The organism is Pseudarthrobacter linnaei (assembly GCF_055412825.1).
Genome location: NZ_JBVAYX010000011.1, coordinates 45,704 through 58,279 on the forward strand (window position 1 = coordinate 45,704; position 12,576 = coordinate 58,279).

13 protein-coding genes are annotated in these 12,576 nt (G+C 69.4%); 7 read left to right on the forward strand and 6 right to left on the reverse strand.

Annotation, left to right across the window (positions count from 1 at the left end):
* Positions 1-2 precede the first annotated feature (2 nt).
* Positions 3-782: a PIG-L deacetylase family protein gene (locus ACZYZ3_RS11865; RefSeq protein WP_463964018.1), complete on the forward strand. Its 780-nt coding sequence runs from the start codon at positions 3-5 to the stop codon at positions 780-782.
* Positions 783-852: 70 nt separating this feature from the next.
* Positions 853-1,479, forward strand: a complete 627-nt coding sequence (locus tag ACZYZ3_RS11870; protein WP_463964019.1) for a gluconokinase — start codon at positions 853-855, stop codon at positions 1,477-1,479.
* A gap of 112 nt (positions 1,480-1,591) precedes the next feature.
* On the opposite strand, the gene ACZYZ3_RS11875 is transcribed toward ACZYZ3_RS11870, so the two are convergent.
* The 4 genes from ACZYZ3_RS11875 to ACZYZ3_RS11890 all read right to left on the reverse strand — a co-directional run bounded on the left by ACZYZ3_RS11875 (position 1,592) and on the right by ACZYZ3_RS11890 (position 4,766).
* Complete coding sequence (locus ACZYZ3_RS11875) at positions 1,592-2,482, reverse strand: anti-sigma factor (protein WP_463964020.1); 891 nt, start codon at positions 2,480-2,482, stop codon at positions 1,592-1,594.
* A 1-nt stretch (position 2,483) separates the two neighbouring features.
* Positions 2,484-3,089: an ECF RNA polymerase sigma factor SigK gene (sigK, locus tag ACZYZ3_RS11880; RefSeq protein WP_463964021.1), complete on the reverse strand. Its 606-nt coding sequence runs from the start codon at positions 3,087-3,089 to the stop codon at positions 2,484-2,486.
* A 231-nt stretch (positions 3,090-3,320) separates the two neighbouring features.
* Positions 3,321-3,788 (reverse strand): tRNA (cytidine(34)-2'-O)-methyltransferase, encoded by a 468-nt coding sequence (locus ACZYZ3_RS11885; protein ID WP_463964022.1) that lies wholly within the window; start codon positions 3,786-3,788, stop codon positions 3,321-3,323.
* Positions 3,789-3,809: 21 nt separating this feature from the next.
* Positions 3,810-4,766: a J domain-containing protein gene (locus ACZYZ3_RS11890; protein ID WP_463964023.1), complete on the reverse strand. Its 957-nt coding sequence runs from the start codon at positions 4,764-4,766 to the stop codon at positions 3,810-3,812.
* Between the two features lie 124 nt (positions 4,767-4,890).
* On the opposite strand from ACZYZ3_RS11890, the gene ACZYZ3_RS11895 reads away from it, so the two are divergent.
* The 3 genes from ACZYZ3_RS11895 (at position 4,891) to ACZYZ3_RS11905 (ending at position 7,456) form a co-directional block, all read left to right on the forward strand.
* Complete coding sequence (locus tag ACZYZ3_RS11895) at positions 4,891-5,793, forward strand: diacylglycerol/lipid kinase family protein (RefSeq protein WP_463964024.1); 903 nt, start codon at positions 4,891-4,893, stop codon at positions 5,791-5,793.
* 120 nt (positions 5,794-5,913) lie between these two features.
* Complete coding sequence (locus ACZYZ3_RS11900) at positions 5,914-6,648, forward strand: hypothetical protein (protein ID WP_463964025.1); 735 nt, start codon at positions 5,914-5,916, stop codon at positions 6,646-6,648.
* Positions 6,649-6,706: 58 nt separating this feature from the next.
* Positions 6,707-7,456, forward strand: coding sequence for a helix-turn-helix domain-containing protein (locus ACZYZ3_RS11905; protein WP_463964026.1), 750 nt, complete (start codon positions 6,707-6,709; stop codon positions 7,454-7,456).
* On the opposite strand, the gene ACZYZ3_RS11910 is transcribed toward ACZYZ3_RS11905, so the two are convergent.
* Positions 7,453-8,349: a DMT family transporter gene (locus ACZYZ3_RS11910; RefSeq protein WP_463964027.1), complete on the reverse strand. Its 897-nt coding sequence runs from the start codon at positions 8,347-8,349 to the stop codon at positions 7,453-7,455. The two genes, ACZYZ3_RS11905 and ACZYZ3_RS11910, sit on opposite strands and share 4 nt — an antisense overlap.
* 50 nt (positions 8,350-8,399) lie before the next feature.
* Here ACZYZ3_RS11910 and ACZYZ3_RS11915 point away from each other — a divergent pair, with 50 nt between their 5' ends.
* Entirely contained in the window at positions 8,400-9,632 is a 1,233-nt protein-coding gene (locus ACZYZ3_RS11915) for a cysteine desulfurase family protein (protein ID WP_463964028.1), read from the forward strand.
* A gap of 16 nt (positions 9,633-9,648) precedes the next feature.
* On the opposite strand, the gene ACZYZ3_RS11920 is transcribed toward ACZYZ3_RS11915, so the two are convergent.
* On the reverse strand, positions 9,649-10,893 hold the full coding sequence (locus ACZYZ3_RS11920) for an NAD(P)/FAD-dependent oxidoreductase (protein ID WP_463964072.1): 1,245 nt from the start codon (positions 10,891-10,893) through the stop codon (positions 9,649-9,651).
* Positions 10,894-11,271: 378 nt separating this feature from the next.
* Here ACZYZ3_RS11920 and mnmA point away from each other — a divergent pair, with 378 nt between their 5' ends.
* Positions 11,272-12,426, forward strand: a complete 1,155-nt coding sequence (mnmA, locus tag ACZYZ3_RS11925) for a tRNA 2-thiouridine(34) synthase MnmA (RefSeq protein ID WP_463964073.1) — start codon at positions 11,272-11,274, stop codon at positions 12,424-12,426.
* The last annotated feature ends 150 nt before the right edge of the window (positions 12,427-12,576 follow it).

The window sequence follows — 12,576 nt, forward strand, 5'->3', positions numbered from 1 at the left end:
CCTTGAACACCTTCGCCGCACAGGCGCCCGGCCCGTTCGATCCGGAACACGAGCGGATCGAACGGGTGCTTTGCTTCGCCGCGCACCCCGACGATATCGACTTCGGCGCCGCGGGCACCGTCGCGGCCTGGACCGCTGCGGGGGTGCGGGTCAGCTACTGCATCATGACCGACGGGGACGCCGGCGGTTTTGATCCGGGGCAGCGGGACGAGATTGTCCGGCTGCGGAATGAGGAACAACGCCGTGCCGCCGCCCTCGTCGGCGTGACCGACATCCACTACCTGCACGAGCGCGACGGCTACCTTGAGCCATCGCACGCCGTGATCCGGGAGGTGGTGCGGCTGATCCGCCAGCTGCGCCCCGACGTCGTGCTCTCGATGCACCCGGAACGGAACTGGCACCGGATCCAGAAAAGCCACCCCGACCATCTGGCGGTGGGGGAGGCGGTGACCCGTGCGGTGTATCCGGCGCTGGAGAACCCGTTCGCGTATCCCGAGCTGGCCGAGGCCGGGCTGGAGGCATACAAACTGCCCTGGCTGTGGCTCTTCGCCGGGCCGGAGGAACGCGAAAACCACGTCGTCGATGTCACCGACCACGTCGAGGCCAAACTCGCCGCGATCCATATCCACGTCAGCCAGCACCCGGACATCGAGGCCATGGACCGCACCGTCCGAGGGCTGATGCTCCGGACCGCGGAACGGGGCAGTCTCCCGGCCGGCCGCAGCGCGGAGGCGTTCCACGTCGTCACAGTCAACGGAACGGGGACCATCGCCGGGTTTTAGCCTTGCCCCGAGCTGCCCTCTCCCCTAAGCTGGGGTTTAAATCATATTTATTTGAGAAGGGCAGGCTTTGATGGCGAAGACTGCGCAGCATCCGGTGCTCGTGATCATGGGCGTCTCGGGATCAGGAAAGTCGACGGTGGCCGGCCTGCTGGCCAGCCGGCTGGGCTGGGATTTCGCGGAAGGCGATGATCTGCATCCCGCGTCGAATGTAGCGAAGATGCACGCCGGGCAGCCCCTGACCGACGCGGACCGCGGGCCCTGGCTCGAAAGCATCGCCGGATGGATCCGGCAGCATACAGACTCCGGCGTCCCCGGCGTCGTCACCTGCTCGGCGCTCAAGAAGCGTTACCGGGATGTCCTGCGCGGCGAAGATGTGGTGTTCGTGTTCCTCGACGGGAGCAGGGACCGGATCTCGGACCGGCTGGCATCCCGGCTCGGGCACTTTATGCCCCCGTCCCTGCTCGAGTCCCAGTTCGAGGCTCTCGAGGCCCCCGCGGGGGACGAAAACTTCATCACGCTCAGCGTGAGTTCGGCACCTGCAGACGAAGCGCAGGAAATTATCGACAGGCTCGACCTCGGCGCCGGATGCAGCGACCCCCGGGAGGCCCGCGGCGCCTCAAACGCGGGTTCCGCCGGATGCGGCGAGCCACGGGGGGCCCGCGGCGCCTGCAACGCGGGTGACGCCGGCGGGCCGTAGCCGAACCGGCACCTGGCTGGGACAGTGCAAAGCCGGGCAGGCTTTGGACCTTCAGGAGGTCCAAAGCCTGCCCGGCTTCTTTTGGTGCGCGGGTGGGGCCGTGGCCCCGACGCTAGGCCCCCAGCGGGGCGGCGGCCACGGTCGGGGTGGTCGGCGACGCCGATCCACCGGTCGGTTCCACTGTGATGCCGAGCGCTGACGCAGCACTGATGCCCTTGACGACGGCCGGCTTGGACAACGCCTCCGCGTCCATCAGGCCCTGGGACACCGGGGCCGAGCCGTCCTTGGGAATCAGCCACATCTGGTAGACCTTGCCGGCCGGCGGCGCCGGGACGTCGTTCATCTTCACGACGATCGCGTCCTTCGACGGGGAGACGGTCACGGTCGCCGTACCGCCGCCGGTGACGTTGACAGTCGCCTGCCGCACATCGCCGGCCTGGAGGACCTGGTTCAGCGGATCGTTCTGGTTCGCCACGTACGCACCGACGCCGACACCGCCCAGGGCGATGATGGCTGCGGCCGCGACGCCGACGAGCCAGTTGCGCATTCCCTGCGGCCGCCGTCGTTCCTCCCGGCGCTTGCGGGCGTCGCCGAGTTCGTCGGTGACAGAGGGCCCGGAGGGCTCCCGGACAGGACGGGCGACGACCGGCGGGACCGCCGACGCCTCGTGGAACGGGTGGGCGCCCGGCACAGCAGGGGCGTCCTGGCTGGGCAGGGACGCCAGAATCCGGTCCAGCAGGCCGGGCGGCGGCTCTTCCTCGGCGGCGAAGCTGGCCGCGAGGGTCTCCCGGGCCTGGCGGACGCGTCCGTCGAAGGCAGCGCGTTCGGCCTGCGGAGCCGAGTGGAGGTAACCCTCGATGGCCGCGCGGTCGGCGTCGTCCACGGCGTCCAGGGCATACACCTCGGCGAGGTCTGCCGCGCGTCCCGAGGCGAGGTCAGTGGCGATATCCGCTGCAAAGCCGCCGGGGACGCGGGCGCTGTTCTGTGCGTTTGTGTCAGTCATCTCAACTCACCCCCAGGCAGGTCTTCAGCCGGATTAGTCCGTCGCGGATGCGGGACTTGATGGTGGGTACCGCAGCGTTTAGCTTTTCTGCGACTTCCCGGTAGGTGAGGCCGCCATAGTAGGCCAGCCGCACGGATTCCTGTTGTGTATCGGTCAGCGTCCCCAGGCAGCGGACGACAGCCTCGGCCTCCAGCCTGCTGCCGACCTCGTCGGAGACCGAATCGTGGTCGATGTCCTGGCTGCTGGCGCCGTATTTCGCTTCCCGGTCGGTCGAGGACTGGGAGGAACGGACCTTGTCCACAGCCCTGCGGTGCGAGATGGTCATGAGCCAGGCGAGCGGGCTGCCGACGTCGGGATTGAACTTGGAGGCGTTCTGCCAGACCTGGAGAAAGACCTCCTGGGTGGTGTCCTCACTGAGTTCCACATCGATGAGTACCCGCCGGGCCATGCCGAAGACGCGCCGGGAGGTGAGTTCATAGAACTCGGCGAAGGCTGCCTGGTCGCCGGCGGCAATCTGCTGCAGCAGTGCGCCGAGACGGCGGTTCACGTCGGCCGGCGTGCCAGGGGGAGCGGCGGCCTCGGGAATCGGGGCGTTGGGAGTGTCCATCACCTTCAAGCATAAGGTGCCCTCCGCCGATCGCGGGTCAGGGCGGGCTGCTGCTGGGTCGTGGCCACCCGCAGCAAGCCGGGCCGGACGTCTATCCACCTGCATGGTTGTCACCTGCCGTTCCTCGCTCCCTCCCCCGTAAGCTGCGCCCGTGGATGGAACTGGGCTTCAGCAGTGATTCGGGACGGCCGGGCAACCGGATGGGCCGGGCGGGGAGAAAAGTCGCGGCGCCTACAGCCTGGCGCCGGCGAATCCGTTCTGGCGCCACGCCTCGTAGACCGCGATCGAAGCTGCGTTTGCAAGGTTCAGCGAGCGCAGCGCGGGCAGCATCGGCAGCCGGACGCGGGACGTGACGTGGGGGTCGTGTTTGAGTTCCTCCGGCAGGCCCACCGATTCCCGGCCGAACAGCAGTACGTCCCCGGGCCGGTAACTGATGTCGGTGTAGGACGCCTCGCCGTCGGAGGTGAACGCGAAGACGCGCTCCGGAGCGAGGGCGGCCCAGGCGGCGTTGATGTCCGGATGGACGGTCACGACGGCGAGGTCGTGGTAGTCGAGACCTGCACGGCGCAGTTTGGCGTCGGAGAAATCGAACCCCAAGGGCTCGACCAGGTGCAGCTCGGCTCCGGTGATGGCGGCCAGGCGGATGGCGTTGCCGGTATTGCCGGGGATTTCTGGGGCGTGGAAGAGGATGCGGAACACGGTCCCATCCTAGCGAGCCAGCTAGTGCATCCCGCGCAGCAGCCGGGCCAGCACCGGGACGATGACGGTGTTGGGGGCCGGTCCTGAACTCAGGAACTGCTTGAGGCCCCGGGCGAGCCCGGCGGCGTTGACCACCTGCACGGTCTCGTGCGACCCCGAGCGGCGGTGCCGGTCGATCACCGGTTCGTGCAGGTTGCCGTCGCTGCTGTGGACTACGGTCCAGCCGGTGACGTTCAGTTCCGGGAAGATGTCCTGCATGCGGCGCACCACGTGGGCCAGCTGGGGCGGTGCGATGGACCGTCCGCCGTGGGTCAGGGCGCTGCCGTTCCAGGCATAGGCCCCCGGCGGCAGCAGCATCGAGCCAATGATTGCCATGCGGTAGCCGGCGAGCACGGCATGGTCGATGTGGCTGTTGTCCGCCGGGGACTGCAGCCCGTTGATGAGCCGTGCGGCCGGGATGGCGGGGAGGATCTGCCGGCTGATGAGCTGCACCGTCCGCATCTCCCGCTGGATCCGGGCCTCGGCCCCGAAGATGCCGCGCTTGCGGGGCAGCCCGTGGACCTGCTGGCTGGCCAGGCGCTGCGGGATCAGCGGCACCTCGCCTGTCCCGGCATACTGCTCGAAGGGCGGGAGGTAGACCGGGGCGTCGGAGGCCGTGTTCTGTGGCGTGTTGGGGCGCCGGACATTGGCCGAGGCGCGGCTGCCGGCCGCCGGTGCATCGAAGTGGGCCCCTTCGTCAGGTGCGGGCCCGGCGAAAGTGCCGCGGCCGCTGCCGTAGGACCGGTCGTAGTCGGCCCGGCTCTTGGCATCGATCAGCGTCTCGTACGCGAGTGTGACGCGCCGGAATGCAGCCGGGTCGCCACCGTGGTCCGGGTGCGCGGTGCGGGCGGCCTTGCGGTAGGCCACTTTGATTTCCTTTTCCGTCGCCGTGACGGGGATTCGTAGGACCTGGTAATGCGAGCTGTTGCCCTGCGTCAAGCAAGAATCCTTTGCCTCGGTGGTGCAAGCCCATCCTGGACGTCCGGCCTGGCCGATTTAACCGGCATGGGAAGAACGAGCGTACCGGCACGGAAGGTTCCCGACCACTGGCATAATTCAGCGCATGATGATCGCCGTCGCCGTCAACCCGCGGGCTTCCTTCGGCCGCGGGCGGCACGCCGGCAACGAAGCCGCCGCGTACTTCCGGGCTGCGGGGGCGGAGGTCATGGTCCTTAGCGAGGATTCGTACGACGCGCTGGCCCGGGTTGTGGACAAGGCCGTGGCCTCAGGAATCGACGCCCTCGTGGTGGTGGGCGGCGACGGTATGGTCCACCTCGGCGTCAATGCCCTCGCCGGATCGGGCCTGCCCCTTGGCACGGTCCCGCTCGGGATTGTTCCGACCGGCACCGGAAACGACATGGCGCGGGCGCTCGGCGTGCCGGCGCACAACGTCCCCGGCGCCTGCGCGGTGGTGCTCGCTGCCCTGGCCTCCGGCGGGCGGCTGATCGACGCCGGACGGGCGTCTTCGCCCGGGACATCCCGCTGGTTTGCCGGTGTCGTGTCCGCCGGGTTCGACGCCGCCGTCAACGAACGGGCCAACGCCTGGCGGTGGCCCGTCGGAAAGGCCCGCTACCACCTTGCCATGCTCCGCGAACTCGCCTCGTTCCGGGCGATCACCTACACCGTGACGGCCGACGGCGAGCGCTGGCAGCAGGACGCGATGCTCATTTCGGTCGCCAACGGCCAATCGATCGGCGGCGGCATGAAAATCACCCCTGACGCCGTGCTCGACGACGGCAACCTGGACCTCTTCATCGTCGGCCCGCTGTCCCGGCTGGGCCTGCTGAGGGTCTTTCCGAAGGTTTTTTCCGGCGGCCACCTCGGGCATCCGGCCGTGCGCATCCGGCGGGTCCGCAAGGTCGAGCTGTCCGCGGACGCGGTGGTGGCCTATGCGGACGGGGAGCGGATCGGGCCGTTGCCTCTCACCATCGAGGTGGTTCCTGGGGCCGTGCGGGTCCTGGCTTAGCCCGGTGGCTGGGGGCCGGTCGCCGCGGCACCCGGCGATGCTTCCGGCGAGAGTCTAGACTCGTGCGGGGGCCCGGGCAGGAATGCGGAGCCGGGATGGCGAATTGGGGCGGAGCGAGGCATGGGAAGCAAGCGGGAAACCGGCGTCACGGCAATGGCGGGCATGGGCTCCGGCTCCCGTCGCGCCCTCCGCACAAAGCGCGGGAGCCGCGCGTTCCTGGCGCTCGCGGTCGCGGCAGCGCTGGCCGGCTGCAGCGTCGGCGTTCCGGACCCGTCCGCACCGAAGGCGGCGCCGGCGACACCGACCCTGGCCACGCCCACCATCACACCCGGCCACGATGCCGCTGCGGTTGCGGCGCGGGACATGCCGTTCGCCGCCGGCGGGACGCTGGCGGCCGGCGTGCCCGTCCGGCTGTCCGACGGGCTGCGCGAGGTGCCGCGGTGGAAACCGGGCAAGGAAAACGTGGCCGGGACCAGTGAGTACGTCAAGGAGGACGGCTGTGTGGTCTCGGCGAAGGTCCGGGGCAACCAAGCGGCCCTCGCTGTTTCCGGCGACGACAGGGCGTCCACGGAGGTGCTCTTCCAGTACCTTGATGCCAGCATTCTTCCGGCCTACCTGAAACCGGCGACCCTGCGCTGGGGCGGAGAACCCGGCAAGCCGGCTCCGCGCGTCGAGGTCCTTGTGTATACGGGCGGAGAGCGGGCCGGGGCCCGGGCCACGGCAATCTACGCGCGACTGTTCAGCACCTCGGGCTCGTCCGTGTACCTGTCCGCCTCCTGCCCCGACGCCGCGACTCTGGCCGCGGCGCGGATCGACGCCGAGGCGTGGATCGCCGTCGTCCCGCCGTCCGGCTGACCCAGCCGCCGGGCGGCAGTTAAGCAGCCGATCTTGTTTTTAGAGATAGGCTGAAGTCATGATCCGTACCCCTTGGAACCGCAGGATCGCGGCCGTCGCGTCGCTGGGGGACGAGAACCGCCGCAAGCTGTTCGACTTCGTCGCCTCGGCGGGGTGCGCGGTCAGCCGCGACGATGCCGCCGGCGCGCTCGGGCTGCCCAGGAGCACGGTTTCCTTCCAGCTGGACCGGCTGGTGCACGACGGGCTCCTGGCAGTGGAATTCCGGAAACTGGCCGGCAGGGGAGGGCCTGGTTCGGGCCGCCCGGCCAAGTTGTATCTGGCAGCTGTCCGGGAGGTCGCGGCCTCGGTACCGGACCGGAACTACGATCTGGCCGCCGAGCTTCTCGTCTCGGCCATCGAGGAGTCAACGGCCGACGGCGGTACCGCGCGCGACGCGCTGGTGCGCACGGCCTACGCGCGGGGGGAGGCCGCCGCCCGGGCCGCGGGCGGGGCTGCAGCGCCGGGTAATCCCGGGGCGACAGCCGGGGGAGCCGGGTTCGCCGGCTTCCTCGCCGCGGAGGGCTACCGTCCCGAGGACGACGGCGCAGGTGGCCTGGTGCTGCTCAACTGCCCATTCCACCGGATTGCCGAGGGCCACGCCGACGTGGTCTGCGCCATGAACGGGGCCTTCCTGGCCGGGGCCGCGGCCGGCTGCGGCATCGACCCGGACCGGGTCCAGGCGCTTGCCATCAAAGACCTCCGCGCGCAGGGAACCGCGCAGCCGGCGCAGTGCTGTGCCCGGGTCAGGCGCCAGGAACCCGGAGCCTAGGCTGCAAGGCCCGACGGGGCGGCGACCGCGGGTTTTGGCTGCCCGTTCCGACCGGTCAGCAGCACGCCGGCAATCACCAGGATGCCGCCGCCGATCTGGACGGAGGTGAGCGGCGTCCCCAGCGTCACGGTGATAACCGCCGTAAACACAACGATCAGGTTGAGGTAGTTCCCGGCTATCCCGGGCGGGGTGGTCTTCAGCGCGATGTTCCAGAACAGGTAGGCGCCCAGCGACGGGAAGACGACGATGTAAGCCAGCGACCAGGCCTCGGACGTCGTCTCCGGTAGCCGCACATTGAGGGCGAGGGCGAAGGGCGCCAGCGTGACGGCCGCCATTGCCACCTGCACGGCCGTGGCCGTGATGGCGGGGACGCCCAGCCTGCGGGCAATGATCGTGTAAAGGCCCCAGACGATGATCGCGCCGATCATCATGAGTTCACCAATATTGAGGGAAACACTCAGTGCTCGCTGCAGCTCGCCTCGGGTCAGCACCAGCAGCACGCCAAGCAGGCCGAGGCAGATGCCGAGCCAGCCCAGCCGGGTGGTCCTCTCGCCGAGCAGCACGATGGCCATGACAACGATCAGGGCCGGGTTGGCCGCCGTGATCAGGGCGGCGTTCACGGCGGAAGTGTGGCCGAGCGCCCCGTACAGCAGGAGCGTGTACCCGCTCATGCCGAGCACGCTCAGGAGCAGCAGCGCCGGCCAGCGGCTCAGGACCGCGCGCCAGTCGGGTTTCTCCGCGAAGTGGGCCAAAAGCAGCAACGGCACGGCGGCCAGGGTCCAGCGCCAGAACGTCAGGTCCAGGGCGGTCATCGAGGCGACGGCGGCCTGGCCGACGATGAAATTCCCGGACCAGAACAGGGTGGCCAGGACCAGGTACAGGGACGCTTTCACCGCTCGAATCTACACCAGTACCGCGGAGCGCCCGCAGGTAGAATTGCCCTGTGCCTGTCTACCTTGATCATGCTGCCACCACCACCCTCGCCCCGGAAGCCTTGGCTGCGCTGACCCGCGAACTGGCCCGGACCGGCAACCCGTCCTCACTGCACGGATCCGGCCGCCGCGCCCGGCGCGCCGTCGAGGACGCCCGCGAGGTGCTGGCGGCCGCGGCCGGGGCGCATCCCTCCGAAGTCATCTTCACCTCAGGCGGAACCGAAGCCGACAACCTTGCCGTTAAGGGCCTGTACTGGGCCCGGCGCGCCGGGGACCCGGCCCGTACCCGCATCCTGTGCTCCGCCGTCGAGCACCACGCCGTGCTGGACACCGTCGAATGGCTTGAGCGGCACGAGGGTGCCGAGGTCTGCTGGCTGCCGGTGGATGCAGAAGGCGTCGTCGACCCGGCCGTGCTGGCGGCAGAGCTCTCCCGGGACCCGGCATCGATCGCCCTGGTCACGGTGATGTGGGCCAACAACGAAGTCGGCACCCTCCAGCCCATCGCGGAGATCGTGGAACTGGCGCACCGGGCCGGCGTCCCCGTCCACTCCGACGCGGTCCAGGCGTTCGGTTCGGTGCCTGTGGATTTCCGTGCCTCCGGACTCGACGCCATGTCCATCTCCGGGCACAAGATCGGCGGCCCGGTCGGCGTCGGGGCCCTCCTGCTGGGCCGCGCCGTGAAACTGACCCCGGTCCAGCACGGCGGGGGACAGGAACGGGACGTCCGCTCCGGAACCCTCGACACCGCCTCGGTTGCAGCGTTTGCCGCGGCCGCCGAAGCCGTCGCGGCCAACCTTCCGGAGGAAGCAGCGCGCATCGCCGGGCTCCGGGACCGGATGATCGACGGCGTCCGGGCAGCCGTGCCCGACGCCGTACTGCGGGGGGCTCCCGGCGCGGGACGGCTGCCGGGCAACGCGCACTTCACCTTCCCCGGCTGCGAAGGCGACTCGCTGCTGTTCCTGCTGGACCTGGCCGGAGTGGAATCCTCCACGGGATCGGCCTGCACCGCGGGGGTTCCGCGGCCGTCCCATGTGTTGCTGGCGATGGGACTGGACGAGGACACCGCCCGCGGCGCCCAGCGCTTCAGCCTGGGGCATTCCTCCACCGGCGCCGACGTCGATGCGCTGCTGGCGGCCCTGCCCGGCGCCTTCGCCCGCGCGCGCCAGGCCGGCATGGCCGGGCACGAGTCCAGCATCCAGACCGCCGGAACCCTCTCCCGCCACGCCGCCGGCGGCACAAACTAGGGACGGGCAAGCGCCTTCAGGCGTCCGGCAGGAGCCGGTCCAGCGGGACGCCGGGGTCAGCGAGGATATCGGGGCGCACGGGGATTTTCGCTGAAATGAGCTGCTTGATGGCCTTTTGGGGCTTGGCGGAACGGGGCCAGTTAACGCTCATTCCCGCGACCACCTGGCCGTCGCGCTGCCAGAAGGCGAGGAACTCCTTCTCCTCAAGCGAACCGCGGATCGTGGGCCAGCCGGCGGTAAGTGTCGGGAAGCCGGAGTACTCCATGCTGACGTCGAACTGGTCGGTGTAGAAGTAGGGGACCGTGTCCAGCGCGGCGTCCAGCCCGAGCATGGCCCTGCCAGCCACCTTGCCGCCGTTGAGGGCATTGGACCAGTGCTCGCTGCGGTGGTGCTCGCCGGTGAAGGGATGCAGCGCGTTGGCGACGTCGCCGGCCGCAAAGATACCGGGCGCGGAGGTCCGCAGCGAGGGGTCCGTGAGGATGCCATTCCGCACCGTGATGCCCGCCGCTTCGGCCAGCGACACCTCGGGGATCACTCCCACGGCGACGACCACCAGATCCGCGGGCAGGACCTCCCCGGCATCCGTGACAACACCGGTGACCCGCCCCGACTCTCCCGTGATCCCGGCGGCGGAGGCGGGGAGCCGGAACCGGACGCCGTGCGCCTCGTGCAGCGATTGGAAGAAGCCGCCCAGTTCGGGCCCGATCGCCGCGCCCAACGGCACGTCTTCCAGCCCGATCAGGGTTACGGAGTTTCCATAGGCGCTCGCCGCCGCGGCCAGTTCCAGGCCGATCCAGCCCGAACCGATCATCACCACGTTTTTGCCGCCACCGGCCAGGCCGGCGCGCAGTTGAAGGCTGTCATCCACGGTCCGGAACGTCCCCACTCCCGCCAGGCCGCTGCCGGGCAGCGTAAGGCGCCGCGGACGTGCCCCGGTGGCCAGCAGCAGTGAGGCGTAGCCCAGGGTCTGGCCGTCCTCAAACGCCACGGTGCGGGCGGCCGGATTGATTCCCGTGACGGGGGCGCCCAGCCGCAGTTCGACGCCGTTCTCCGCGTACCAGCCGGCGGGAACCACGGGCAGGTCGTCGTCGCCGGCTTTGCCCAGCAGGTACTCCTTGGACAGCGGCGGGCGCAGGTACGGCTGGTGCCGCTCCGCTGCCAGCAGGATCACCGGCCCGCCATGCCCTTCGGCGCGGAGGGTCCTGGCCGCGGTGGCGCCGGCGAGTCCTCCGCCCACGATCACGATGTTTTCAGTGGCCATCATGCCCTCGGTTCCTGGGCCGCCGACAACCGGGGCACCGCGGTCCATGTAGTGGATTTAAAATCTCGGTGAATCCAACACCGCAGTGAATCCAACACCGCAGTGAATCCAACACCTTAGTGAATCCAACACCTTAGTGAATCCATCACCGCAGTGAATCCATCACCGCAGTGAATCTAAAATAGCTATTCTTGACTTTAGAAGCGGAGTGCCCGGGCCGTCAAGGGCTTTTGGGTGAGAATTCGGCGTGGCGATAGACTTGCATGTCAGGCATTGTGTTATTTCTGCGTCCAGCAGCAGCAGCAGCAGCAGCAGCAGCCGGTGCCGGTAACTGCCCCCCGAACCCCAAAGAAAGTCAGTATGCGAGTTCTTGCAGCCATGAGCGGCGGCGTCGATTCCGCCGTTGCCGCCGCCCGCGCCGTCGAGGCGGGACACGACGTCGTCGGCGTCCACCTCGCGCTGTCCCGGATGCCGGGTACCCTGCGCACCGGCAGCCGCGGCTGCTGCACCATCGAGGACTCCCGCGACGCCTGGCGGGCCTGCGACGTGCTTGGAATTCCCTATTACGTCTGGGACTTCTCGGAGCGCTTCAAGGAGGACGTGGTCCAGGACTTCATCGACGAATACGCCGCCGGACGCACGCCCAACCCCTGCATGCGCTGCAACGAACGGATCAAGTTCGCCGCGCTGCTGGAGAAGGCAATCGCCCTGGGGTTCGACGCCGTCTGCACCGGCCACTACGCCAAAGTGATCAACGACTCCAAGGGCAATCCCGAACTGCACCGGGCCGCTGACTGGGCCAAGGACCAGAGCTACGTTCTCGGTGTCCTCACACATGAGCAGCTCAAACACTCCATGTTCCCGCTCGCGGACACGCCGTCCAAGGCCGAGGTCCGCGCCGAAGCGGAACGCCGCGGGCTGTCTGTGGCCAACAAGCCGGACAGTCATGACATCTGCTTCATCCCGGACGGCGACACCGCCGGCTGGCTGGCCGAGAAGATCAAGATGACTACCGGCGACATCGTGGACGAGTCCGGCGCGAAGGTCGGCGAGCACCCCGGCGCCAACGCCTTTACGGTCGGCCAGCGCCGCGGGCTGAAGCTGGGCACACCGGCCGCCGACGGCAAACCGCGCTTCGTCCTGGAAATCCGGCCGAAGGAGAACAAGGTTGTGGTGGGTCCGGAGGCACTCCTGGCCATCGACGAGATCCGCGGCATCAAGGTCTCCTGGGCCGGGCTGCCGATCGCCGAAGTGGCCACCGGCGAGGAGTTCGACTGCTATGCCCAGGTCCGCGCCCACGGCGACCCCGTGCCCGCCACGGCGCGGATGGAGCGCCCGCCTGCCGACGGCGGCGGTCCGGCCGGCGGTCCTGGCGACGGCGGCACCGGCGGACACGGCAGCCTCCTGGTCACCCTGACGGAGCCGCTGCGCGGCGTGGCCCCCGGCCAGACCGTGGTGCTGTACCAGGGCAGCCGTGTGCTGGGCCAGGCCACCATCGACGCCGCACGGTCACTGCAGCGGGCCGCACTCTAAACCACCCGGTATCAGCGAACGACCCCGTCCCGGCCCCGCCGGAAAGCCGCACACCGCCGGTGTGCGGCTTTTTCGCATTCGTATCGCGGCCCGGCCCGGCAGGCGCGGGCCGGCAGGCGCCCTGCGCCCTGCACCCTGTCGAAAATCCGC

Excerpts from the sequence above, each read along its gene's own strand:
- ACZYZ3_RS11870 (WP_463964019.1), top strand. The coding sequence starts at position 853 with ATGGCGAAGACTGCGCAGCATCCGGTGCTCGTGATCATGGGCGTCTCG.
- ACZYZ3_RS11875 (WP_463964020.1), bottom strand. The coding sequence starts at position 2,482 with ATGACTGACACAAACGCACAGAACAGCGCCCGCGTCCCCGGCGGCTTT.
- sigK (WP_463964021.1), bottom strand. The coding sequence starts at position 3,089 with ATGGACACTCCCAACGCCCCGATTCCCGAGGCCGCCGCTCCCCCTGGC.
- ACZYZ3_RS11895 (WP_463964024.1), top strand. The coding sequence starts at position 4,891 with ATGATGATCGCCGTCGCCGTCAACCCGCGGGCTTCCTTCGGCCGCGGG.
- ACZYZ3_RS11900 (WP_463964025.1), top strand. The coding sequence starts at position 5,914 with ATGGGAAGCAAGCGGGAAACCGGCGTCACGGCAATGGCGGGCATGGGC.
- ACZYZ3_RS11905 (WP_463964026.1), top strand. The coding sequence starts at position 6,707 with ATGATCCGTACCCCTTGGAACCGCAGGATCGCGGCCGTCGCGTCGCTG.
- ACZYZ3_RS11920 (WP_463964072.1), bottom strand. The coding sequence starts at position 10,893 with ATGGCCACTGAAAACATCGTGATCGTGGGCGGAGGACTCGCCGGCGCC.
- mnmA (WP_463964073.1), top strand. The coding sequence starts at position 11,272 with ATGAGCGGCGGCGTCGATTCCGCCGTTGCCGCCGCCCGCGCCGTCGAG.